The sequence below is a fragment of the Aureimonas glaciei genome, assembly GCF_014643375.1.
Taxonomy (GTDB): Bacteria; Pseudomonadota; Alphaproteobacteria; order Rhizobiales; family Rhizobiaceae; genus Plantimonas; species Plantimonas glaciei.
Genome location: NZ_BMJJ01000004.1, coordinates 83553 through 107408, shown reverse-complemented (window position 1 = coordinate 107408; position 23856 = coordinate 83553). Strand labels below are relative to the sequence as shown.

21 protein-coding genes and 1 pseudogene are annotated in these 23856 nt (G+C 67.6%); 8 read left to right on the top strand and 14 right to left on the bottom strand.

The window, feature by feature from the left end:
• Window positions 1–15: 15 nt before the first annotated feature.
• The 5 genes from IEX88_RS09825 to hutF all read right to left on the bottom strand — a co-directional run bounded on the left by IEX88_RS09825 (window position 16) and on the right by hutF (window position 4661).
• A complete protein-coding gene (locus IEX88_RS09825; RefSeq protein ID WP_188850437.1) occupies window positions 16–786 on the bottom strand; it encodes an ABC transporter ATP-binding protein in 771 nt (256 codons plus the stop codon).
• Between the two features lie 43 nt (window positions 787–829).
• Window positions 830–1564 carry an ABC transporter permease gene (locus IEX88_RS09820; protein ID WP_188850436.1) on the bottom strand — a complete coding sequence of 245 codons (735 nt, stop codon included), beginning with the start codon at window positions 1562–1564 and terminating at the stop codon, window positions 830–832.
• Window positions 1565–1566: 2 nt separating this feature from the next.
• On the bottom strand, window positions 1567–2289 hold the full coding sequence (locus IEX88_RS09815; RefSeq protein ID WP_188850435.1) for an ABC transporter permease: 723 nt from the start codon (window positions 2287–2289) through the stop codon (window positions 1567–1569).
• Window positions 2290–2379: 90 nt separating this feature from the next.
• Window positions 2380–3231: a transporter substrate-binding domain-containing protein gene (locus IEX88_RS09810; RefSeq protein WP_188850434.1), complete on the bottom strand. Its 852-nt coding sequence runs from the start codon at window positions 3229–3231 to the stop codon at window positions 2380–2382.
• A gap of 50 nt (window positions 3232–3281) precedes the next feature.
• Window positions 3282–4661: a formimidoylglutamate deiminase gene (hutF, locus tag IEX88_RS09805; protein WP_188850433.1), complete on the bottom strand. Its 1380-nt coding sequence runs from the start codon at window positions 4659–4661 to the stop codon at window positions 3282–3284.
• Window positions 4662–4770: 109 nt separating this feature from the next.
• On the opposite strand from hutF, the gene hutC reads away from it, so the two are divergent.
• The 3 genes from hutC (at window position 4771) to IEX88_RS09790 (ending at window position 7838) form a co-directional block, all read left to right on the top strand.
• A complete protein-coding gene (hutC, locus tag IEX88_RS09800; RefSeq protein ID WP_188850432.1) occupies window positions 4771–5508 on the top strand; it encodes a histidine utilization transcriptional repressor HutC in 738 nt (245 codons plus the stop codon).
• A gap of 105 nt (window positions 5509–5613) precedes the next feature.
• Window positions 5614–7290, top strand: a complete 1677-nt coding sequence (gene hutU, locus IEX88_RS09795; protein WP_188850431.1) for a urocanate hydratase — start codon at window positions 5614–5616, stop codon at window positions 7288–7290.
• A gap of 2 nt (window positions 7291–7292) precedes the next feature.
• Window positions 7293–7838, top strand: coding sequence for a HutD/Ves family protein (locus IEX88_RS09790; RefSeq protein ID WP_188850430.1), 546 nt, complete (start codon window positions 7293–7295; stop codon window positions 7836–7838).
• 106 nt (window positions 7839–7944) lie between these two features.
• Here the strand turns inward: IEX88_RS09790 and IEX88_RS09785 are convergent, their stop codons facing one another.
• The gene (locus tag IEX88_RS09785) at window positions 7945–8841 is read right to left on the bottom strand and encodes a DMT family transporter (RefSeq protein ID WP_188850429.1); all 897 of its coding nucleotides are present in this window, start codon (window positions 8839–8841) and stop codon (window positions 7945–7947) included.
• A 168-nt stretch (window positions 8842–9009) separates the two neighbouring features.
• Here IEX88_RS09785 and IEX88_RS09780 point away from each other — a divergent pair, with 168 nt between their 5' ends.
• On the top strand, window positions 9010–9897 hold the full coding sequence (locus tag IEX88_RS09780; protein ID WP_188850428.1) for a LysR family transcriptional regulator: 888 nt from the start codon (window positions 9010–9012) through the stop codon (window positions 9895–9897).
• 213 nt (window positions 9898–10110) lie between these two features.
• On the opposite strand, the gene IEX88_RS09775 is transcribed toward IEX88_RS09780, so the two are convergent.
• Window positions 10111–12045 carry a hybrid sensor histidine kinase/response regulator gene (locus IEX88_RS09775; RefSeq protein WP_444542185.1) on the bottom strand — a complete coding sequence of 645 codons (1935 nt, stop codon included), beginning with the start codon at window positions 12043–12045 and terminating at the stop codon, window positions 10111–10113.
• 307 nt (window positions 12046–12352) lie between these two features.
• Here IEX88_RS09775 and IEX88_RS09770 point away from each other — a divergent pair, with 307 nt between their 5' ends.
• From IEX88_RS09770 to IEX88_RS09755, 4 genes and pseudogenes are all read left to right on the top strand, one after another.
• On the top strand, window positions 12353–13123 hold the full coding sequence (locus IEX88_RS09770) for an exodeoxyribonuclease III (RefSeq protein ID WP_188850427.1): 771 nt from the start codon (window positions 12353–12355) through the stop codon (window positions 13121–13123).
• Between the two features lie 178 nt (window positions 13124–13301).
• The gene (locus tag IEX88_RS09765) at window positions 13302–15332 is read left to right on the top strand and encodes an AI-2E family transporter (protein ID WP_188850426.1); all 2031 of its coding nucleotides are present in this window, start codon (window positions 13302–13304) and stop codon (window positions 15330–15332) included.
• A 168-nt stretch (window positions 15333–15500) separates the two neighbouring features.
• Window positions 15501–16085, top strand: a complete 585-nt coding sequence (locus tag IEX88_RS09760; protein WP_188850425.1) for a TRAP transporter small permease subunit — start codon at window positions 15501–15503, stop codon at window positions 16083–16085.
• Window positions 16086–16178: 93 nt separating this feature from the next.
• Window positions 16179–17681: pseudogene (locus IEX88_RS09755) on the top strand (TRAP transporter large permease); the annotation flags it as partial.
• Window positions 17682–18101: 420 nt separating this feature from the next.
• Here IEX88_RS09755 and IEX88_RS09750 read toward each other — a convergent pair.
• From IEX88_RS09750 to thiO, 7 genes are all read right to left on the bottom strand, one after another.
• A complete protein-coding gene (locus IEX88_RS09750; protein ID WP_188850424.1) occupies window positions 18102–18716 on the bottom strand; it encodes a hypothetical protein in 615 nt (204 codons plus the stop codon).
• 179 nt (window positions 18717–18895) lie between these two features.
• Complete coding sequence (locus tag IEX88_RS09745; protein ID WP_188850423.1) at window positions 18896–20002, bottom strand: TRAP transporter substrate-binding protein; 1107 nt, start codon at window positions 20000–20002, stop codon at window positions 18896–18898.
• 197 nt (window positions 20003–20199) lie between these two features.
• Window positions 20200–20985, bottom strand: coding sequence for a bifunctional hydroxymethylpyrimidine kinase/phosphomethylpyrimidine kinase (gene thiD / locus IEX88_RS09740; RefSeq protein ID WP_188850422.1), 786 nt, complete (start codon window positions 20983–20985; stop codon window positions 20200–20202).
• A complete protein-coding gene (locus IEX88_RS26825; protein ID WP_244640018.1) occupies window positions 20985–21641 on the bottom strand; it encodes a thiamine phosphate synthase in 657 nt (218 codons plus the stop codon). Before IEX88_RS26825 ends, thiD begins: the two co-directional genes overlap by 1 nt.
• Complete coding sequence (locus IEX88_RS26820) at window positions 21638–22438, bottom strand: thiazole synthase (protein ID WP_244640017.1); 801 nt, start codon at window positions 22436–22438, stop codon at window positions 21638–21640. Before IEX88_RS26820 ends, IEX88_RS26825 begins: the two co-directional genes overlap by 4 nt.
• Before the next feature lies 1 nt (window position 22439).
• On the bottom strand, window positions 22440–22637 hold the full coding sequence (thiS, locus tag IEX88_RS09730) for a sulfur carrier protein ThiS (RefSeq protein ID WP_188850421.1): 198 nt from the start codon (window positions 22635–22637) through the stop codon (window positions 22440–22442).
• On the bottom strand, window positions 22634–23755 hold the full coding sequence (thiO, locus tag IEX88_RS09725) for a glycine oxidase ThiO (protein ID WP_373289567.1): 1122 nt from the start codon (window positions 23753–23755) through the stop codon (window positions 22634–22636). The genes thiS and thiO overlap by 4 nt, the downstream gene beginning before the upstream one ends.
• Window positions 23756–23856: the final 101 nt, after the last annotated feature.

The window sequence follows — 23856 nt, the reverse complement described above, 5'->3', positions numbered from 1 at the left end:
CTGCCCGCCTGCTGGTCATGCGCCGAAATGCCCGATGAACTGCCGGAAGCGCGGCTCGGCGCCGGCGCCGAACATCTCGGCCGGCACGCCCTCCTGCGCCACGAGGCCCTTGTCGAGGAAGACGACGCGGTTGGAGACGTCGCGGGCAAAGCTCATCTCGTGCGTCACCACCAGCATGGTCATGCCCTCCTCGGCCAGCGCGCGCATGACGCGCAGCACCTCACCGACGAGTTCGGGATCGAGCGCCGAGGTCGGCTCGTCGAAGAGCATCACCTTCGGCCGCATCGCCAGCGCCCGGGCGATCGCCGCGCGCTGCTGCTGGCCGCCGGAGAGATGGGCGGGAAAATGACCGCGCTTGTCGGATATACCGACCTTTTCCAGCAGCGCCTCGGCCTCGGCGACGCATTCCGCCCGCGGCCGCTTCAAGACGCGCATCGGGCCTTCGATGACATTGTCGAGGATGGTCATATGAGACCAGAGATTGAAGGACTGGAAGACCATGCCGAGCTCGGAGCGGATGCGATCGACCTGGGCCTGGCTGCGCGCCACGGCGTGACCGCGTTTCACCGTCATCTCGATCGTCTCGCCGTCGACGGTGACGGTGCCGGCGTCGGGCGTCTCGAGCAAGTTGATGCAGCGCAGGAAGGTCGACTTGCCCGAGCCACTGGCGCCGAGGATGGAGATGACGTCGCCATCCCTGGCGTCGAGCGAGATGCCCTTCAGCACTTCGAGGCCGCCGAAGGATTTGCGGATGCCCTGGACGGAGAGGCGCAGCGGACGGGTCATGTCGGCTCCCTGGAAAGAGCGCTGGAAACGAGGGGCGGAACGATCATGCGGGGCCGGCCTCCGGGACGGGCAGAGACGGAAGCCCCGGTGAGGGCGGGCCGCGGCGGTGCGCCGAAAGCCGGCGCTCCAGGAGCGCGACGAGCTGCAGCAGGATAAAATTCAGCGCGAGGTAGATCAGCGCGGCGCAGAGGAACACTTCCATCGTCCGGTAGGTCTGCGAGATCAGCCGCTGCGCGACGCCGGTGACTTCCGAAACGGTGACGAGGCTCGCCAGCGCCGTCGACTTCACCATCAGCACGATCTCGGTCGAATAGGCCGGCAGCGCATGACGGAACGCGATCGGCGCGATGATCCGGCGGACCAAAAGCTGCCCGGACATCCCGATCGCCCTCGCCGCTTCCACTTCGCGCGGCGACACCGCGCGCAGCCCCGAGCGAAAGATCTCGGCGGTGTAGCCGGCCGTGCACAGCGCCAGCGACAGCACGGCGCAGGCGAAGGGCTCGCGCAGCACAGGCCAGACGAAACTCTGCCGCATCACGCCGAACTGGCCGAGGCCGTAATAGACGAGGAACATCTGGATCAGGAGCGGCGAGCCGCGGAAGACGAAGATGTAGGAGCGGGCAAAGCCGCGCAGGAAGCGGTTCTGCCCGACGCGCATCCAGACGAGGCCGAGGGCGAGAAGAAAGCCGAGGGAGATCGAGGAGAAGAACAGCGCCAGGGTCGTCGGCAGCGCCGCGAGAAGCGTCTGCAGGGTCGAGAGGAGGAAGGGAATGTCCATCTCTAGTTCCGGCCGATGCCGGCGGCGAGGCTGCGCCCGGTGCGCTTCTCGGCCGCCTCAAAAATCTGGCCGGAGACGCTGGTGAGGAGGAGAAACAGCACGCCGCCGACGATGTAGAACAGGAAATACTGCCGCGTCGAGCCGGCCGCGACCTGGCTGGTACGCATGATCTCGGCAAGGCCGGTGACCGAGACGAGGGCAGAATCCTTGAGGGAGAGCTGCCAGACATTGCCAAGGCCCGGCAGCGCGAAGCGCAGCACCTGCGGCACCAGGATGCGGCGCAGGCGCATCGCCTTGTTCATGCCGATCGCCCTGGCAGCCTCGATCTCGCCCGGCACGATGGCGAGGAAGGCGCCGCGATAGACCTCGCCCTGATAGGCGCCCGAGATCAGCCCGACGGCGAGCGCGCCGGCCAGGAACGAGGGCAGGCCGAGAAAGCCCTCATAGCCGAAGGCCCCGCCGATGGCGGTGACGGCAGAAGAGCCGCCGAAATAGACGAGATAGATGACGAGAAGCTCCGGCACGCCGCGGAACACCGTGGAATAGGTGCCGCCGAGAAGGCGCAGGAGGCGCGAGCCCGACAGTTTCGCCGCCGCCAGCGCGGTGCCGATGACGGCGCCGATCACGAGCGAGACGAGCGTCACCGCCAGCGTCGTCAACAGCGCGACGAGAAGCAGCCCGCCCCAGCCGGTCGGCCCGAAGCCTAGAATCGTGAGGATCGACACGCCGCGCCCTCTCCTGCCGAAAGCCGGTTGCGGGAAGAATGGAAACGGGCGGCCGCGCCGAAGGCCCAGCCACCCTGCCCTGTCAGACGCTTACGGCGTGACGTCGGTCTTGAACCACTTCTGGCTCAGCGTCGCCACGGTGCCGTCGGCGAGCGCCGCCTCGATCGCCTTGTCGAACATGGCCTTCAGGTCGGTGTCCGCCTTGCGCAGGCCGAGGCCCTCGCCGATGCCGAAAATGGTGCCGCCGATCTCGGGACCGGTGAAGCCCATCGGAGCGCCGGCCTTTTCGAAGGCGGCCTTGAGATAGACCGCGTCGTCGAAGGCGAGATCGATGCGGCCGCTCTCGAGGTCGAGATCGCGCTTGGCGCCGGTCTTGAACTCGCGCACCGTGGCGATGTCGCCGAACTTGTCATAGATAAACTTGGCATAGACGGTCGCCGCCTGGATGCCGATGGTCTTGCCCTCGAAGGCCTTGCGCATGGCCTCGATCTGGGCGTCGGCGCCAGAATAGTCCGGCAGCATCTTCACCACCGTGCCGGTGCCTTCGACGCCGGCGAGGTCGCTGTCGTTCAGCGTCGCGAAGGCGGCGTGGGTGTGGGCGTAGGGGACCGAGAAGTCGATGATCTTCTGGCGTTCCTCGGTGATCGACATGGCGTCCATGATGACGTCGAACTTGCCGGCGTTGAGGCTGGTGATCATCGAATCCCAGTCGCTGGCGACGAGCTTGCACTCGACCTTCATGTGCTCGCAGAGATAGGCGGCGAGCTCCGGCTCGAAGCCGCCGAGCGTGCCGTCGGGATTGGTCAGGTTCCACGGGGCATAGGCGCCCTCGAGGGTGATCGTCACCGTCTTCCACTCCTTGGCGGCGGCGGGGCCGGCGAGGAAGGAGACGGCGGCAAGGCTGGCGAGGACGGAAGCCCGGAGGCGGGAAAGGCTGGACATCGGCAGTCTCCTTGGGAGTTGCAGGCGGGGATGAAGGGAAAGGCGCTGTGTCATGCGGCGGCGAGCCGGCCGAGGGCGGCGCGGAAGGCGCGGTCGATCGCCTCTTCGTCGGCGTGGTGCCGGTCGCGGATCACCCAGCGCCCGCCGACCATGACGTCGCGCACGACGTTGGTGCCGCGGGCGAAGATCCAGCGATCGAGCACAAGGTCGCCTTTCGAGGTGGCGATGAAGGCGTCGTCGCCGTCGAGCACGGTGAAGCTGGCGGGAGCGCCGACCGCGATGCGCCCGCCGGACGCGGGCCCGAGCGCCGCGACGCCGCCGTCCAGCGCCGCGTCGAACAGCCGCCGGCCGGTCGAGCGGTCGGCGCCGCCGGCAAGCACGTTGCGCCGCCGCGCCTGCAGCCGCTGGCCGACTTCGAGCATGCGCAGCTCCTCGGCGACGGAGGTGGAAACCTGGCTGTCCGAGCCGATGCCGAAGGCGCCGCCCTGGCCGAGATAGGCCTCGGCGGGGAAAATGCCGTCGCCGAGATTGGCCTCGGTCTCCGGGCAGAGGCCGACGACGGCACCCGAGGTGGCGAGGTCTTGGACCTCGCCGGCATCCATGTGCGTCGCATGGATCAGGCACCAGCCCTCGCCCGCCCCCATCTCGTCGAGCAGAAAGCGCACCGGGCGCTTTCCGCTCCAGGCGAGGCAGGCCTCGACCTCGGCGGTCTGCTCGGCGACGTGGATGTGAATCGGCCCCGCAGCCAGGCCAGAACCCAGGATCGCGCGGATCTCGTCCGGCGTCGCGGCGCGCAGCGAGTGGAAGGCGAGACCCAGCGTCGCCGCCCCACCCAGTTCGGCGCGCAAGCGCTCGAGCAGGGCCAGGAAAGCGTCCGGCGAATGGATGAACCGCGCCTGGCCTGCATGCGGCGGCGCGCCGCCGAAATCGGCATGGGCGTAGAAGACCGGCAGCAGCGTCAGCCCGATGCCGGCGCGGCGCGCCGCATCGGCGATGCGCAGCGACATCTCGGCCGGATCGTCATAGGCGACGCCGCTCGGCGCGTGGTGGAGATAGTGGAACTCGCCGACCGCGCCGTAGCCGCCCTTCAGCATCTCGACATAGAGCTTTGCCGCGACGGCGCCGGCATCCTCCGGCGAGAGCCGGCCGGCGATGCGATACATGGTGTCGCGCCAGGTCCAGAAACTGTCGGCCGTACTGCCGGCCACCTCGGCCTGTCCGGCCATGGCATACTGGAAGGCATGGCTGTGCAGGTTCGGCATGGCCGGGACGAGCGGCCCGGCTACCTTTTCGGCACCCGCGGGGCTGGCGCCGGCCGTGATGGCGGCGATCCGCCCGTCGGCGCCGATGTCGAGGCGCACGTGGGTGGCCCAGCCCTCCGCGAGGAGCGCTCTTTCGGCAAACAGCGAAGCAGGGTAGACAGGAGACATGCGAAGACCATCAGCTTACATATACAAGCAGTCTATCCGGCCCGCCGTCCGGCGCAAGCGAATTTTGCTCGATTGTTTGGCGCAGTGCAACATTGACCGGAATTGAGGCATGAGCCAGGACCGCCCCCGTCTCGCCCGCACCGGCCAGGCGCCGCTCTATGCCGAGGTCAAGCAGGCGATCACCGCCCGCATCCGCTCGGGCGAGTGGCAGCCGCGCGACCGCATCGCCTCGGAGAACGAGCTGGTCGCCGCCCTCGGCGTCAGCCGGATGACGGTGAACCGGGCACTGCGGGAGCTGGCGGCCGAGGGCGTGCTGGTGCGCATCCAGGGCCTCGGCACCTTCGTCGCCGAGGGCAAGGGCCAGTCGAGCATGTTCGAGGTAAAGAACATCGCCGAGGAAATCGCCGCGCGGGGGCATGTCCACCGGGCGGTGGTGACCTTGCTCGACGCCGTCAAAGCCTCGCCGGAGGTGGCCGAGGAGCTCGGCATCGCCGTTGGCGACCCGGCCTTCCACTCGATCATCGTCCACCACGAGAACGACATTCCGGTGCAGCTCGAGGACCGCCACGTCAATGCGGCGATCGCGCCGACCTATATCGACCAGGATTTTACCAAGGTGACGCCGAACGGCTTTCTCACCGCCCTCGTCGCCTGGACCGAGGCCGAGCACGAGATCGAGGCGACGCTGCCCGCCAGCTGGGAAGCGCGCCTCCTGTCGATCGGCCGCGCCGACCCTTGCCTTCTGATGCGCCGGCGGACGCTGGCCTTCGACCGCGTCGTCACCTCGGTGCGCTTGCTCATCCCCGGCGGACGGTACAAGCTGCAAGGACGCCACCAGCCGCAGTGAACGGCGATGGCCGCGGAGCACAGGCGTCGACCCCGCGTGCGATAGATTGACAGAGCGGGAAGATTGATCCTAGCTTGTCTATACAAGCTAGACAGGATAGCCCCCATGAAGAGCAATACCCGCTACCGCGACGTCGAGATCCGGGCCCCGCGCGGCACCGAGATCTCCGCCAAGAGCTGGCTGACCGAAGCGCCCCTGCGCATGCTGATGAACAATCTCGATCCCGATGTTGCCGAGAACCCGAAGGAACTCGTCGTTTACGGTGGCATCGGCCGGGCCGCACGCGACTGGGAGAGTTTCGACCGCATCGTCGCCTCGCTGAAGTCGCTGGAGGCCGACGAGACGCTGCTCGTCCAGTCCGGCAAGCCGGTCGGGATCTTCCGCACCCATGCCGACGCGCCGCGCGTCCTCATCGCCAATTCCAACCTCGTGCCGCACTGGGCGACCTGGGAGCATTTCAACGCCCTCGATCGAGAGGGGCTGATGATGTACGGCCAGATGACCGCGGGATCCTGGATCTACATCGGCAGCCAGGGCATCGTGCAGGGCACCTACGAAACCTTTGTCGAGGCCGGCCGCCAGCATTATGGCGGCTCGCTCGCCGGCCGCTGGATCCTCACCGCCGGCCTCGGCGGCATGGGTGGCGCCCAGCCGCTGGCGGCGAGCTTTGCCGGCGCGGCGTCGCTCACCATCGAATGCCGCCAGGAGGGCATCGATTTCCGCCTGCGCACGAAATACGTGGACGTGCAGGCAAAAGATCTCGACGACGCCCTGCGCCTCGTCACCGAGGCCTGCGCCGAGAAGAAGGCGCTGTCCGTCGCCCTCCTCGGCAATGCCGCGGAAATCCTGCCCGAGCTCGTGCGGCGCGGCGTGAGGCCCGACATGGTCACCGACCAGACCTCGGCGCACGATCCGCTGAACGGCTACCTGCCGATCGGCTGGACCTGGGCCGAATACCGCGAGCGCTCGCGCACCGAACCGGAGGCCGTGGTGAAGGCGGCGAAGGAATCCATGGCCGTGCATGTGCGCGCCATGCTGGAATTCCACGCGCAAGGCGTCCCGACGCTCGACTACGGCAACAACATCCGCCAGATGGCGAAGGAAATGGGCGTCCTCGACGCCTTCGACTTCCCCGGCTTCGTCCCGGCCTATATCCGGCCGCTGTTCTGCCGCGGCGTCGGCCCTTTCCGCTGGGTGGCGCTGTCGGGCGATCCGGAGGACATCTACAAGACCGACGCCAAGGTGAAGGAGATCCTGGCCGACAACCACCACCTCCACCGCTGGCTCGACATGGCGCGCGAGCGCATTGCCTTCCAGGGCCTGCCGGCGCGCATCTGCTGGGTGGGCCTCGGCGACCGCGCCAAGCTCGGCCTCGCCTTCAACGAGATGGTGCGCAAGGGCGAGCTGAAGGCGCCGATCGTCATCGGCCGCGATCACCTCGACTCCGGCTCGGTCGCCTCGCCCAACCGCGAAACGGAATCCATGCGCGACGGCTCGGACGCCGTCTCCGACTGGCCGCTCCTGAACGCCCTCCTCAACACCGCCTCGGGTGCGACCTGGGTGTCGCTGCATCATGGCGGCGGCGTCGGCATGGGTTTTTCGCAGCATTCCGGCATGGTCATCGTCTGCGACGGCTCCGAGGATGCCGACCGGCGTCTCGCCCGCGTCCTGCACAACGATCCGGCGACCGGCGTGATGCGCCATGCCGATGCCGGCTACGACATCGCCATCGACTGCGCCCGCGAAAAAGGCCTGAACCTGCCGATGCTCGGGGGCGACTGACCATGGCGATCACCGTCACCGGACCGGCCGAGCACAGGCGCATGCCCTGGGCCAACGGCCGCGGCACGACGGTGGAGCTGGCGCGCCGCGACCACGCCGACGGCCGCCTCGTCTACCGACTGTCGGTGGCGGACGTCGTCGAGCCCGGACCGTTCTCGGCCCTGCCGGGTGTCGACCGGCAACTGCTGCTGATCGAGGGGGCCGGCTTCGACCTGTCGCTCGACGGCCAATCCGCCACCGTCCTGCCCCTGGTGCCGGTCGCTTTTTCCGGTGATGCCGCGGTGGCGGCCATCGCGGTCCGCGGTCCCTCGCGCGATTTCAACGTGATGACCGGCCGCGGCCTCGCCTCGGCGCACCTGTCGGTTCACCGCAACGGCGTCCGCCACCAGTGCGCCGATCTCACCTACGGCTACGTCGTCTCCGGCACGTTCGACTGCAAGGGCATCTCCGTCGGCCCGGCGGACCTGATCGCGGTCGAGGGCGAGGACATGGTCGACATCAGCGGCACGGGCTGCCTCGTCCTGGTCGACATCGCCGGCGTCACCTAGCAGAGGCCGACGACGGTGAGACGGCTTTCGACCCAACCACGCCGTTCACACGCTGCGAATGGCCTGCTCGAAGCAGACATTGTCCCACGATCGCTCAACCGAGAATTCAGCTCTTCGAGGTTAACCAGACTCCTGCAAGGGTGACGGCGAGCCCCAGGAACATCGCCGGAGTCAACGGCTCGGAGAACAGCATCCAAGCCCAGAGCATGGTGACGGGCGGGCTGAGATAGATGGCGGCACTGACCTTCGCCACGGGAAACAGGCGCAGCATAGTGTAGTAGACCGAGTAGGCGGCGAACGTGGCGATGAGCACGAGCCATGCCATGCCGATTGCGAACTCCCGGGTGATCGGCGGTTCCAGCCCGCCTGCGGCCAACCCCCAGATTCCGAACAGCGCGGCGCCCGTCAGACTGTGAATGCACAGGCTCTGATGCACGGGCATGTTCAGGGACCCGCGTCCGCTGCGGAGGACCGAGGCGAGGGCGAACACGATCATGGAGCCGATGGTCACCCCATACGCCCACAAAGGAGCGGTGCCGAAGCTGAGGCTGTCGAAAGAAACGATCAGCACGCCCCCAACCGCGACGGCGGTTCCCACCCATTGCCGACCCGTCAGGCGCTCCCCCAGAAGGGGTTGGGACATGGCTGCGATGACCAGCGGGACGAGATCGGACATCAGCGCGACCAGCCCGGTCGGGACGTGCTGCTCGATCGCCAGCGCGAACCCACCGAGGTAGATGAACACGGCCATGACGCCGAACCCCATCTGGGAAACGACGGCGCGCAGTTGCATCTTCGGCCCGAAAGCGAGCGCGAACGGAAGGAGGATGATCCCTGACAGCAGGGTTCTCCAGAACAGCAGGACCGCAACACTGGCTTCTTCGCTGGCGTAGCGGATCCCGACGAAGCCGGAACTCCAACCGATGATCAGCAGGGTCGCCAAGGCGGGAAACAGGAAGCGATGCCGCGTGGTGTTCACTGTGGCGGGAAAAGACGTGGTCATGGGATGCCCGGTTACGAATATCCCCGTCTCGTAGGCAAAACGCCGCCGCTGAGCACATGACAAAAATCGATCGTGCTATGACAAACCTTGAAAATCTGTCATGAAAGTCTGGTCTTCAGGGTTGGATTGGGCAAAGTGCCCGCATTGGTTACAGCTGGGAGCAGCGAGATGGAGATCACCAGCAGGCGGTTGGATATCGATGCACTGCGCGCGCTCCGGGCGATCAGGCTGCATGGCGGGGTGACGCGGGCGGCAGACGCCCTCGGGCTCACTCAGTCGGCAGTGAGCCACAAGCTGAAGAGGATGGAGGCCAGCCTGGGGTGCGAGCTGCTAAACCGAAGGCCGGGCGGTGCGATGTTCACCGCCGACGGATGTTCCCTTCTGGACTACGCCGAGAGAATCCTTGGACTGCACGACGAGGCTCTCGCCAGCTTGGCCAAATCGGAGCTGGAGGGGCGCATCATGCTCGGCCTGACGGAGGACACGACCTGCTCGGACCTGGCGCGCATCCTTGGACGCTTCCGTCGACTTCACCCTGGCGTGGCCGTGCGCACGAAGGTCCGAATGAGCTTGGCCCTTCGAACAATGCTGGAGCATGGCGAGTTGGACGTCGCCATCGTTCAGGTGTTCGCGCACGAGGTTCGGCCGACTGACGTGGTGCTGTTCCGCGAGAGCCTGCATTGGGTCAAGTCACGCAGCCTGGCGCTCGGTCCATCCGGGCCGATCCCGTTCCTGTCGTTCGACGAGGACTGCTTCTATCGACACTGGGCGCTCGACGTCGGACAGGATGGAGACACGAATCTCGAGACCGTCTTCGAATGCACGAGTGCTGCGGGCATCGTCGCCGCGGTTGAAGCGGGATTGGGCATTGCTCTGTTGAACGAACGCCATCTGCGTCCGGATATGGAAATCGTCGAAGTTCGCCTGCCCGAGCCGCCCCCGCTCGCCTACGTCGTGCGGCGTGCGAAGAAGGCGCGGAACCCGGCATTGGAGAGCCTGATCTCCAGCATGCAGGAAGAGATCAGCCGATACGGAAGGCTTGCGCTGGCAAGCTAGGTTCGGATTGAAGGCCTAGGCGGGCTTTGTGGTCAGCATTCTCGAACGTGGGACCCCAAAGCTCGTTCTGCATTCCACCCTGCCCAGCCCTTCGCTTTCGCGCTGGCGCCAGGTGTCTGATGCGACGGCCGGTCTTGCCTCATATTCGGATATTTCCCTGCCCCCTTCCGCGCAGGCGACCCGCAGCACAACCCCTCGGAAAGAGCCGCCGCGTCAGGCCGACATCACCTGGTCGATCAGACGCGCGAGGTCCTTCTGGCGGAAGGGCTTGGAGAGAAGCGGCAGGGCCTGATTGGCGCCCGGCGGAAGCTCGATGTAGCCGGTCGCCAGCACGATGGGGAGGCTTGGGCGCTCGGCCATGACCTTTTCGGCGAGCTCGGAACCGGTCATTTGCGGCATGGCATGATCGGTGATCAGGAGCTCGATCTGACTCTCCCGCCGCAGGATCTCCAGCGCCTGCTGACCGGAATAGGCCTCGAAGACCGTGTGACCGAGCTCCTCGAGCAAAGCGACGGTGTTCATCAGCACCAAGGCGTCGTCGTCGACGGCGAGGACGACGAGCCGGCGTCCTCCCGCAGGAAGCGGCGGCGAAGGCGGTGGCTCCGCGGGCACCGCCGCCGAACGCGGAAGGGTTGGCAGCCAGATCTCGGCCGTCGTTCCCTCTCCCTTGACGCTCCTGATGACCAGCCGGCCGCCCGATTGCTCCGTCAGCCCGTCGACCATCGACAGTCCGAGCCCGGTTCCCTTGCCGACCTGCTTGGTGGTGAAGAAGGGTTCTCGGACGCGGCCCAGCGTCTCCGCGTCCATGCCCTCTCCCCTGTCTGTCACCGAGAGGCAGACATAGGATCCCGGCGGCAGCGCGGTGACGTGGCCCGGCCCCACTTCTTCGGCCCGCGCGGCGACGGTGATGGGTGCCCGCCCCTGGCTGGCATCGGCGGCGTTCATGGTGAGGTTGAGCAGCGCCAGCTCGATCTGGTTGGGATCGGCGAAGATCGGGTCGAGCCCCTCGGCCATGTCGTATTCCAGAACGTCCGACGGACCCAGCGAGCGGGTCAGGAGGTCGGCCATCTCGGTCACGAGCACCGACAGCTCGACCGGCTTGGGTTCGAGAGGCTGTTTTCGGGCAAAGGCCAGCATCCGTTGCGTCAGCATCGCACCGCGCTCCGCTCCCAGAATGGCGTTGTCGATGAGCGGCCGGCTGCGCGGATCGAGCGGCAGCCGCAGTTTCAGGAGTTCCAGGCTGCCCAGGATGGCGGTCAGGAGATTGTTGAAGTCGTGCGCGATCCCGCCCGTCAATTGGCCGATCAGTTCCATCTTCTGGGCCTGGAAAGCGACCTCGCGGGCATTGGCCAGCGCATTGGCGGAATCGCGCTGCGCGGTGATGTCCCGCGTCACCTTGGCGAAACCGATGAGATCCCCGCGCTCGCTGCGGATCACGTCGATCACGACACTCGACCAGAAACAGGTCGCATCCTTGCGCTGGCGCCAACCCTCGCCTTCGTAGCGCCCCTCGCGCGTCGCGATCTGCAACGACCTTGTAGGGAGCCCGGCCGCGCGGTCCTCGGCCGTGTAGAAACGGGAGAAATGCTCGCCGATGATCTCTTCCGGCGCATAGCCCTCGATGCGCTCGGCCCCAACGTTCCAGCTGGTCACGCGGCCGAAGGGATCGAGCATGTAGATGCCGTAGTCGACGACACCCTGCACCAGCAGGCGAAACTGCTGCTCGCTGCGTTTCAGCGCCTCCTCGGCGACCTTGCGCTCGGAGAGATCGCGCGTGATCTTGGCAAAGCCCAGGAGTTCTCCGGAGGGCGAACGGATCGCATCAATGACGACATGGGCCCAGAAGCGCCCGCCGTCCTTTCGCACGCGCCAACCCTCGGCTTCGAAGCGGCCGACGGCCGCGGCCGTCTCCATCGAGCGTTCGGGCACGCCCGCCGCCCTTTCCTCCGGCAGATAGAAGCGCGAGAAGTGCTCGCCGAGAATCTCGTAGTCGGCATAACCCTTGAAGCGCTGAGCGCCAGCATTCCAGCTGGCGATGATGCCGTCCGGATTGAGCATGTAGATGGCGTAGTCCGTCACGGCCTCGACGAGGAGGCGGTAGCGGCTTTCCATCAGATGCGGCGGCTCGAACTGGTCGGAAAACTCCAAGGCGAATCACCCTTCAAGGCCGGCTTTGCCTTTTCACCTACCGCCATAGGTAGAGGAAACGCAAAGCCCCGCGTGCGACACCGAGCGCCCGGGTAAAGCCACACTCCAGGCCCGCGCTGCCCCCTTGCTGCCGACCGACGCAAGGTTGATCAGCCGAGGCGATCCGCTACCGGCCCTCGAAGCCCTGTCTGACAGGCCCGCTCGCCTCGGCACCGTTTTTCCCTGGCCGTTCACCGCCCTAGGTAGCGGTGACCTGGCGCCCGACGAAGTCGTCATCCCGCCTGAAGAACTCAGGGAGCAATTCTGCGTGAAGATCGCCAGCTACAACATCAACAATGTCGTGCGGCGTCTGCCGAACCTCCTGTCCTGGCTCGAGGCGGCCAAGCCCGACCTCGTCTGCCTGCAGGAACTGAAGGCCGTCCAGGACCGCTTTCCCGAGGACGAACTGGCGGCGGCCGGCTATCACGCGGCATGGCGGGGCGAGCGGCAGTGGAACGGCGTCGCCATCCTCGGCCGCGATGCCCCGCCGATCGTGACCAACGACACGCTTCCCGGCGACCCCAAGGACAAGCAGAGCCGCTACATCGAGGTTGCCTATCAGGGCGTGCTGGTGGCCTCGCTCTACCTGCCGAACGGCAACCCGCAACCGGGACCGAAATTAGACTACAAGCTGGCCTGGTTCGAGCGGCTGATCGACCATGCCGCGACGCTGCAGGCGGCCGGCCTGCCGGTCATTCTGGCCGGCGACTACAATGTCGTGCCCACAGACCACGACATCTATGCCACCAAGTCCCTTATCGGAAACGCGCTGATCCAGCCGGAGAGCCGGGAGGCCTTCGCGCGGCTCCTGGCCGACGGATGGACGGATGCCGTGCGAACGCTTCACCCGGATCGTCCGATGTACACTTTCTGGGACTACCAGCGCCGACGTTGGGAGAACGACCACGGAATGCGCCTCGACCATCTGCTGCTTAGCCGTGCCCTTGCGCCGCGCTTGAAAGAGGCCGGTGTCGACCGATCCGTCCGCGGCGAGGATGGCGCGAGCGACCATGCGCCGGTCTGGCTGACGCTGCGATAACGGCGCCTCACCGGCGGCGGTGAAGCGGGCTGGGGCGGAAATACCACAGGACGGCTTTCGTTTGCTGTGCGCGAACCGATTGCGTGAGAAAGCGCAACCTCCACCCGCATGGGTCGTTAGACAAAGCTACCGAAAATGCTTTGGCAGCACTGCGCATTTCGCTGCGACGGGGACTTCCATGCCAACACCTTCTCGTCTGCCGGAAGTGCCGCGCAACGACATTCCCGACCTGCCGCAGGGCGCCGGACTGCAGAGCCTGGCCGTGACCGTCGTGGTCATCGCCGCGCTCTATTTCGGCCGCGACATCTTTGTGCCGCTGGCCCTGGCGACCCTGCTGAGCTTTGCCCTGACGCCGATCATCTCGCGCCTGCGGCGCATGCACGTGCCGCGCACGCCGGCGGTCATCTTCGTCGTCATCATGGCCTTCATCGCCATTCTGGGTTTCGGCGCGGTGGTCGCCGGCCAGGTTTCCCAGCTCGGCAGCAACTTGCCGAAATACCAGTACAACATCCAGACCAAGATCCGGGATCTGCGCGCCAACGCCACCGGCGGGGGTCTTATCCAGCACGCCTCGGAGATGCTGCAAAAGCTCAGCCAGGAAATGGACGAACCCGACGAGACGCCGGCTGGCACAGAGGCGATAACGCCCGACGCAGACGAGCCCGCGGCGCCCCGCCCCATCCCGGTCCAGATCCAGCAACCCGATCCCGCGCCCTTCGAGATGCTGCAGACGATCGTCGGTCCGCTGATCTCGCCCTTGGCCACCGGCGGCGTGGTGATCGTCTTCGTCATCTTCATCCTCCTGCAGCGGGAAGACCTGCGCGACCGCTTCATCCGACTGGCCGGCGGCGGCGACCTGCACCGCACCACCCAGGCGCTGAGCGATGCCGGCAAGCGCGTCGCGCGCTATCTGCTGATGCAGCTCGTGGTGAACACCACCTACGGCATTCCGATCGGCGTCGGCCTCTGGCTCATCGGCGTGCCCAATCCCCTGCTCTGGGGGATGCTGGCGATCGTGCTGCGCTTCATTCCCTATATCGGGCCATTCATCGCTGCCCTGTTTCCGCTGGCGCTCGCGGTCGCTGTCGATCCCGGCTGGAGCATGCTGCTGTGGACCGGCGCGCTCTTTCTCGGCATCGAGCTGATCAGCAACAACGTCATCGAGCCCTGGCTCTATGGCGCCAGCACGGGGCTTTCGTCGGTCGCGATCATCGTCGCGGCGATCTTCTGGACCTGGCTCTGGGGACCGATCGGCCTGCTCCTGTCCACCCCGCTGACGGTCTGTCTCGTCGTTCTCGGCGAGCACGTTCCGCAATTCTCATTCCTGCACGTGCTCCTGGGCAGCCAACCGGTGCTGTCGCCGCAGGAGCAGATCTACCAGCGGCTTCTGGCCGGCGATCCCTATGAGGCGACGGAAAAGGCGGAGGACTATTTACAGGAACACTCCCTGCGGGACTTCTACGATGTCGTCGCGCTTCCGGCCCTGGCGCTGGTCGAGCAGGACCGGGCGCGCGGGGTGCTCGACGAGGTGCGGCGGGCCCGTGTCGCCGCGGGGGCGCGAACCCTTGTCGACAATCTCTCGGACCATCAGGACGTCGTGGTGGTCGAGGAAGAGCCCGATGGCGAGCCGGCCGAAGCCGGCATCGTCGCGGAGGAGACCGAGACGGTCGCGCCCCTGGTCGTCGTCACCCGCCCCGGCTGGGAAGAGGGCGCCATCCTCTGCGCCGGCGGACGGGGCAATCTCGACGACGTCGCCTCCGAAATGCTGGCGCAACTGCTTGAGAACGACGCCATCGGGACGCGGACGGTCTCCTTCGAAAATCTTTCGGCGGAGAACTACGCGCATCTCGACCTGGACGGCGTGCAGATGATCTGCCTGTCGTTCATGAACGCCGAATCCCTGGTCCATGCCCGCTATCTCGTCCGCCGGCTGCGGCGCCGCACCAGCGTGCCGATCCTCGTCGGCTTCTGGTCGTTGCCGCTCGTCGATGCCGACCGGCTCGACCTCGTCAAGACGACGCGGGCGGACATGTCGGCGACGACTCTGGCCGAAGCCGTGGCGCAGATCGACACCTGGGCCAAGGTCGAGGTGACACCCGCCGATCCCGCCACGGAAGAGGCGGCGAGCCCGGCCGAGGCGGACACGGGCGGTGCCGGCGGCGTTCTCGCGGCTTTGACGCCGGCGGGATGGCGCCCGGCCCTGTCCTAGGACCCGGCACGCCATCCTGGCGGGTGCTCTTCCTGTCAGGGGGCCCGCCCACGGTCGGCGGCAGGACGGCGGCGACAAGGCTGGTCAAGCGGGTCCGGCACGGCTAAAGCGTTGGCCTTGGCCGGCGACCGCCGGACTGGCCCCTTCCAGCGAACTGTCCCGCCGCCCATGCAGCCTCTGCTTCTTCTCAGCCGCGCCATCGACCGCATGAATGCCGGCTTTGCCGTCATCGCCGACTACTGCGTGCTGTTCGCCGTGTTGATCAGCGCCGCGAATGCCGGCGTCCTCTGGCTGGTCAGCCGTATTCCGACCTGGCTGAACCCGATCCCCGACGGCATCATCAACAACTTCTCCAACAGTTTTCTCGAGATCCAGTGGTATCTCTTCGCGGCCGTGGTCATGCTCGGCGCGTCCTACACGCTGAAGCTCAACGGGCATGTTCGGGTCGACATCATCTATTCCTCCCTCAGCGACCGGTCGCGCCTGAAGGTCGATATCTTCGGCATCCTGGTGTTCATGATGCCGGTGCTGACCTTCTTCCTGTGGCTGTCCTGGCCGTTCTTCTGGCAGTCCTACGTCTCCGGCGAGATGTCGAACAATGCCGGCGGGCTCATCCTCTGGCCGGCCAAGCTCATGCTGCCGCTCGGCTTTTCGCTGCTGTGGCTGCAGGGCCTTTCTGAGCTGATCAAGCGCTTCGCCGCCATGATGGGCCTGATCCAGCTCGAGACGAAGTACGACAAGCCGACGCAATAACGAGACCAACGAGAATGCTGGAGCGCGGCGCCTGGCGAAGGCGGCGCGAACAGGTCTCCAGCCACTGAAGCCCTGGGCGGAACGCGAAGACCGATGTTCGAATATGGAATAATGCCGCCGCTGATGTTCGGCGGGCTGATCGTGTTTCTCCTGGTCGGATTTCCCGTTGCCTTCTCGCTCGGCGCCGTCGGGATCTTCTTCGCCCTGATCGGCGTGGCGATCGACCAGTTCGACTTCGTCTTCATGAACGGCCTGCCGGCCCGCTTCTTCGGCATCCTGTCGAACGAGCTTTTGCTCGCCATTCCCTTCTTCACCTTCATGGGCGCCATTCTCGAGCGCTGCGGCCTCGCCGAGGATCTGCTGGAGGGCTCCGGTCAGCTGTTCGGCCCCCTGCCCGGCGGCCTCGCCTATGCCGTGGTCATCGTCGGCGCCATTCTCGGCGCCATCACCGGCACGGTCGCCGCCTCCGTCATCGCCATGGGCGTCGTCTCGCTGCCGGTGATGATGCGCTACGGCTACAACATGCGCGTGGCTACCGGCGTCATCGCCGCCTCCGGCACGATCAGCCAGGTCATCCCGCCCTCGCTGGTGCTGATCATCATTTCCGACCAGCTCGGCCGCTCGGTCGGCGACATGTATGCCGGCGCCATCGGCCCGGCCATGCTGCAGGTCTTCCTGTTCCTGCTGTTCATCTTCGCGCTGTCGATCTTCCGGCCGAAACTGATGCCGCCTCTGCCGCCCGAGGCCCGCACCGTGCACGGCTGGGCGCTGGCGGCGAAGGTCGCCAAGGGCATGGTGCCCTCGCTGTTCCTGATCTTCCTCGTCCTCGGCACGATGATCCTAGGCATCACCACGCCGACCGTCGCCGGCGCCATGGGCGCCTGCGGCGCCATGCTGCTGGCCGCCCTGCACGGCCGCCTGTCCTGGACGCTGCTGCGCCAGGCGATGGCGACGACCGCGCGGCTGACGGCGATGATCATCTTCATCCTCGTCGGCTCGACCGTCTTCTCCTTCGTCTTCCAGGGCATGGACGGCGGCAAGTGGATCGAACATCTGCTGACGAACCTGCCGGGCGGCGTGCTCGGCTTCCTGATCTTCGTCAACGTGTTCATCTTCCTGCTGGCGTTCTTCCTCGACTTCTTCGAGATCGCCTTCATCATCATTCCGCTGCTGGTGCCCGTCGCCAATGCGCTCGGCATCGATCTCGTCTGGTTCGGCGTGCTGATCTGCGTGAACATGCAGACTTCCTTCATGCACCCGCCCTTCGGCTTCGCGCTGTTCTACCTGCGCGGCATCGCGCCGGCCGCGGTGAAGAGCTCGGACATCTACTGGGGCGCCATTCCCTGGGTCTGCCTGCAGCTCGTGCTGGTCGTGATCGTCATCGCCTTCCCCGGCACGGTGACGCATTTCCTGAAGAAGGAAGCGGTGGTCGATCCCTCGACGATCCAGCTCAACGTGCCGATGCCGGGCCTGGGCCAGAACCCCTATGGCGCAGCCCCGAGCCAGGGCGCGGCGCCGAGCTTCGGTGCAACGCCGGCTCCCAGTTTCGGGGCACCGCCCGCACCGAGCTTCGGCGCGCCGCCAGCGCCGAGTTTTGGGGCGCCGGCTGCGCCGAGTTTCGGTACCCCGGCTGCACCCGCCCCCGCAGCGCCCGCGCCGAGCTTCGGCGCGCCTGCCCCCGACGTGGCGCCGGCTGCACCGAGCTTCGGCGTACCCGCGCCGGCGCCCGACGTGACGCCGGCCGCACCGACCTTCGGCGCACCCGCGACCACGCCTGCGCCCGCACCGGCGGCGCCGGCCCCCGCAGCACCGGCCGCGCCCAGCCTCGGCGCCCCTGCGCCCAACTTCGGCGCGCCCAGCCCGCAGCCGAATTTCGGGCAGACGCCGGGTTGAACCGTTCGGCGCTCGGCGCCGGATTTCCATCAGGGGTGAAAAGCTCCGCCGGCTAGAGCCGGCGGGATGCGGGAGAGGCCGGGGTCCCGCCGTGGGTCCGCGAACCGGCTCCTGCCCGTCCGGCTAGGGCCGCAAAGGCGGCTCGTCGGCGCTGTCGGCCTCCTGCAGCCGCGCCCGGAACTCCCCGAGCCGTGCCCGGTAGCCGCCGGCATCGCCGAATTCCAGGAATTCGTAGTAGCGCCGATGCGGATCCTCGAGGCGCAGAGCGTGCTTGATCGGACACCAATACTGCTCGGTGCGGCTGCCAATCTCACGGACATAGCCGATCACGCCATTGCAATAACCGCAGTAGAGACAGTTCAGCTTCTCGATCCCGTTGAGATAGGCGAGGTGCCGACGGTCCAGGAGGATATAGGCCGAGCGCTGGACCCGGGGGATGCCGTAGACCCTGAAACAGACCTGCTGGTAGAGGTTGGCCCAGAGGTCGACCAGGACCATCGGCACGATCAGCGAATAGATGACCGGCGCAGAGAGCACGGTGCCGATCGAGGACCGGGCGAGGAAGCCGGCAACGCCCCGCCGCAGGCGTCGGTGCTCCATCGTGATGCCGTGCTCGAAATCGACTAGACGGGCCCTGATCCGGACACCCAGGAACTTGCGGCGGGCCTCGATCTCGCGGTCGAGTTCACCCTGGAGGCGGACGATCTCGCTGGCGAGATCCTGCATGCGTTGCGTCATCCAGGGTCCGATCCTCATGCTCGACCGCCCCTTGTGGCATGCCGGTGTCGGGACCTCCAGTGCGGGTTTCGCCGCCACGGAGCAGGATCGAGCCCGAGCGGCAGCTGATCGCGGCGCCGGGGAGGATGCACTGAAGCCGTCCCCCTCACCCGAAGCCGGGCAAGGGGAGCGGCATGACCTTACTTGCCGGCGGCCTGCTGGGCGTAGGCGTAGGAGTCGTTGGTGTATTCCGCCACGCGGAACCACTCGTAGCTCTGGCTGCGGAAGGTGTTCCAGGGCTCGTACATCTTCTTCCACTCGGCATTTTCCGCCGAGAGGCTGGCATAGAGCTTCATCGCCTCGCCATAGGCCGCATCGAGGACGTCGCGCGGCAGCGAGCGGAGTTGCACGCCCTTGCCGACGAGGCTGCGGATGGCGCGCATGTTGTTCACGTCGTACTGCGCCAGCATGTTGACGTTGGCGGCCTTGGCGGCGGCATCGAGCACCGCCTTGTAGGCCTCCGGCAGCGCTTCGTACTTGTCCTTGCCGAACATGAAGTGGACGCTCGGACCGGCTTCCCAGAAGGCGGGATAATAGTAGAACTTCGCCACCTGGTAGAAGCCGAGCTTCTCGTCGTCATAGGGGCCAACCCACTCGGTCGCGTCGATCGTGCCGCGCTCCAGAGCGGGGTAGATGTCGCCGCCGGCGAGCTGCTGCGGCACCAGGCCGAGCGGCTGCATGACGCGGCCGGCCAGGCCGGCGATGCGCATCTTCAGGCCGTTCAGATCGGCGAGGCTGTTGACCTCCTTGCGGAACCAGCCGCCCATCTGGGTACCGGTATTGCCGCCGGGCATGGCCACGATGTTGTACTTGCCGAGGAATTCGTTGACGAGCTCGTTGCCGCCGCCGTGGTAGAGCCAGGCGTTCTGCTGGCGGGCGTTGAGGCCGAAGGGGATGGACGAGGGAATGGCGAAGGTCGGATCCTTGCCGACATAGTAGTAGGCGACCGTGTGCGCCGCCTCGACCGTGCCGTTCTGCACCGCGTCGAGCGCCTGCAGGCCGGGGACCAGCTCGCCGGCCGGGAAGACGTCGACGGTGAACTGGCCGTCGGTCATCGCCGAGACCGCCTTCGACAGCACCTGCGCGCCGCCATAGATGGTGTCGAGCGTGTTGGGGAAGCTCGAGGTCAGGCGCCAGCGGATTTTTGGATTGGACTGCGCCAGGGCTGGAGCCGCGAGCGAGACGCTGGCCGCGGCCGCGCCGCCGGCGGCAACGCCCGCCTTGGTGATGAATGTACGCCGATCCATCGGCTTCTCCTCCCGTGTTTTTCGACAAGAACGGAGGCAGCACCTTCAGCGGCAGTCGCCCCCCGTCGACCGGCGCGGAGTGAACCCGATCGGACGGCAAGGCACAAGCGCTGCGCCGCCGATGGCGTCTTTCGTTCGCAGATTTTCCGCCGCCGTCCACGGATCTTCCGCCTGTTGCCCTCCCCGACGGACGCGCCTCAGGGGAGCGCTTCGACCGGGCGCTCCGCAGCTTCGGCCGTCAGCAGGCGGAAAAGATAGGATTTGGCAAAAGCGCAGGCCGCCGCGAGGTCATCTCCCTTCGCCAGACGGACCGCAATGGCCGTGGCGAGGCGGCATCCGGTGCCGCGCAGGCGGGCGTCGACGCGCGGGGAGGAAAAGCGCGTCGGCGCGCGGTGGTGGCGTTCGAACAGAAGGTCGGCCGCTTCAGGCCCGGCGGCGTGACCACCCTTGACGAGAACGGCCCGGGCCCCGGCGCGCATGACGAAGGCGGCCTGGCGGGCGACCGAGTCCCCCGGCGAGGCGCCGAGGCACAGCGCCAGATGCTCGAGCTCGGGCAGGTTCGGCGTCAACAGCGCCGCCATCGGCAGGAGCTTTTCGATCAGCGCGGTGACGCCGGCCTCGTCGAGAAGCGCGGCGCCGGAGCTCGCCATCAGGACGGGATCGATGACGACGGGACGCCGCTCGGCGAAATCGCGCAGGGCGTCGGCGACGGTCGCGACGCAGGCGGCATTGCCGAGCATGCCGAGCTTGGCGCTGCGGACGGCCCCGTCGGCGAGCGCCATGTCGATCTGCCGGCGCACCAGCGCCGGGGGCAGATCGTGCACCGCGCCGACGGACTGGTCGGTCTGGGCCGTCACCGCGGTGACCGCCCAGCGGAGCTTTGCCCCGAGCGCCTCGGCGGCGAGGAGATCGGCGGCGAGGCCCGCGCCGCCGCTGGAATCGGAGCCGGCAATGGCGAGGATGGTCGACGAGCGGCCCGGCATCACGCCGGCATCGCCGCGGTCGCGGGCCGGCCTTCGCCGAGGGCGGCACGGCGATCCGCCGTCGCCGCCAGCCACTGCCGGCAGCGCGCCTCGGGATCGGCATGCCGGGTGATGTCGGTGACGACGGCGGCGCTGTCGGCGCCCGCGGCAAAAACCTCGGGCAGCCGCTCGACCGTCACGCCACCGATGGCGACGAGCGGCAGCGCGCCGATCCGCGCCCGCCAAACGCAGAGGCGCCCGGGCGTCTGCGGCGCCCAGGGCATCTGCTTCAGGATGGTCCGCCAGATCGGCCCGAGGGCGACATAGTCCGGCCGGGCGGCCAGCGCCGTCTGCAATTCCGCCGCGTCGTGCGTGGACAGGCCGAGTTTTAGCCCGGCCCGCTCGATCGCGCCGCGATCGGCCGCGGCCAGATCCTCCTGGCCGAGATGGACGAAGTCGCAGCCTTCCTCGATCGCCATCTTCCAGTGATCGTTGACGACGAGTTGGCAGCCCTGCCCCGCGCAGATGTCGCGGGCGGCGCGGATCTCGGTCCGAAGTTCCGCCCGCGGCAGATCCTTGGCCCTGAGCTGCACCAGTTTGACGCCGAGCGGCACCAGCCGCTCGATCCAGGCGGCCGTGTCGACGATGAGGTAGAACGGGTCGAGCGGCGCGCTCACGCCAGCACCGCCTGGCCGAACACCGGCGTCGAGGGCGCCGCCATGTCGCGTGCCGCCATCAGCCCGGCCTCGAAGCCGAGGCGACCCGCCTCGACTGCGAGGGCAAAGGCGCGGGCCATGGCGGCGGGATCGTCCGCGCCGGCCACCGCCGTATTGAGGAGAACTCCGTCGAAGCCGAGCTCCATGGCCGCTGCCGCATGCGAGGGCGCGCCGAGTCCGGCATCGACGATCATCGTCACCTCCGGAAAATGCGCGCGAAGCGAGCGCAGGCCGTAGACATTGTTCAGGCCGCGGGCGGAGCCGATCGGCGCGCCCCAGGGCATCAGCACGCGGCAGCCGGCCCGCAGCAGGCGCTCGGCCGCGACGAGATCCTCCGTCGTGTAGGGCAGGACCTCGAAGCCTTCTGCGGCGAGAATGCCCGCCGCCTCGACGAGACCGAAGAGATCGGGCTGCAGCGTATCGGCCTCGCCGATGACCTCGAGCTTGATCAGCGTCGTGCCAAAGACCTCGCGCGCCATTTGCGCGGTCGCCACGGCCTCCTTCACCGAATGGCATCCGGCGGTGTTCGGCAGGATGGCGACGCTGAGATCGCGGACCAGCTGCCAGAAATTTTGGCCTGCCTGCCCGAAGCCGCCCTGCCCGACGCCGCTCTGGCCGCCCAGCGTCTCGCGGCGCAGCGACACGGTGACCAGCGCCGGCCCCGCGGCCTTGAACGCCGCCGCGAGGATTGCGGGCGAAGGATATTGCGCGGTCCCGAGCATCAGTCGCGAGGAAAAGCTTTGTCCGTAGATGTCCATCTCAGCCTCCCTGCATCGGCGCGACGATTTCGATCGCGTCGCCCTCGGCCAGCGTCGTCTGGCCGCGCGCCGTGGCCGGCACGAAGTCGCGGTTGAGGGCGGTGGCGACGATCGCGTCGGCCAGGCCGAGTTCGGCCAGCGCATCCCTCAGCGTCGCGGCCTGCACCTCGCGCCCTTCGCCGTTGACGATGATCCTCATGCGACCCTCCGCGTGGCATCGGCCATCAGCCGGTCCGCCGCGGCCCCGGCAAAGGCAGGCGCCAGCAGAAATCCGTGCCGGTAGAAGCCGTTGATCGAGAGGCCGGCGGGTCCCTCGCCAATGCGCGGCAGATTGTCGGGGAAGGCCGGGCGGAGCCCTGCGCCGGTCTCGACGATCTCGGCCTCGCCAAAGCCCGGATGCAGCGCCACGGCGGCGTTGAGGAGATCCATGATCGATCGGGTGGTGATGCGGCCCGTCGCGGCGCTCTCGATCTCGGTCGCCCCCAGCATGAACAGACCATGGCCACGCGGGACGACATAGAGCGGATGGCGCGGATGCAGGAGCCGCACCGGCCGCGACAGCGAGACGCCGGGCGCATGGAGGATCAGCATCTCGCCGCGCACGCGCCGGAGGTTTGGATCGTCCGCCGCGGCACCGCGGCAGTCGATCACACGTCCGCCGGTCTCGGCCGCCAGCTGCTCCGGACCGACCTCGGTGTTCAGAGCCAGGGTGCCGCCGAGGCCGACGAACCGTTCGGCGAGCGCTTCGAGGGCGCGGCGCGGATCGAGATGAGCCTCGTCGGCGAAGTAGAGGCCGGCGGGAAAGCGCCCGGCCAGGTCCGGCTCGAGCGCGGCGACACCGGTCGCATCGAGACGTTGGCCGCCGCTCGTCCGTCGAGCAAACCGCGCGACTTCCCCGGCATCGCGCGATAGCGCGACGACGAGCGTGCCGCGCCGCTCGACGCCCGGCACGCGCGCCGCCCACCAGTCGATGGCGGCCAGGCCCGGCGCCACGATCGCCGCATCCGCCTTTTCCGCCTCGCAATGCGGTGCCAGCATGCCGCCGGCGAGCCAGGACGCGGCGCCGGCGCCGAGCGTTGCGGCGCGGTCGTGGAGCGTAACGGGGACACCGCGCTCGGCGAGCGTCACCGCCAGGGTCAGGCCGGCGACGCCGGCGCCGATGATGGTGACGGGGCGCTCCCTGCTCCAACGGGAGGGGGTGAGTTCGCCGTCATCCCGCGTCGTGCCGGATCCCCGCCCTTCGACAGGCTCAGGGTGAGGATCTTGGGGTTCGCGTCGGAGCGGCTGGGGCTGGAGACCGTCGAGGTGGTTCTGCAATCCTGGCGCCCAAGCCCCAAGTCCCTCATGCTGAGCCTGTCGAAGCACGGGGGACCGGCACGGCGGTGACGCGGGTTGCAGGCCCAGGGGGGGGTGGGCCA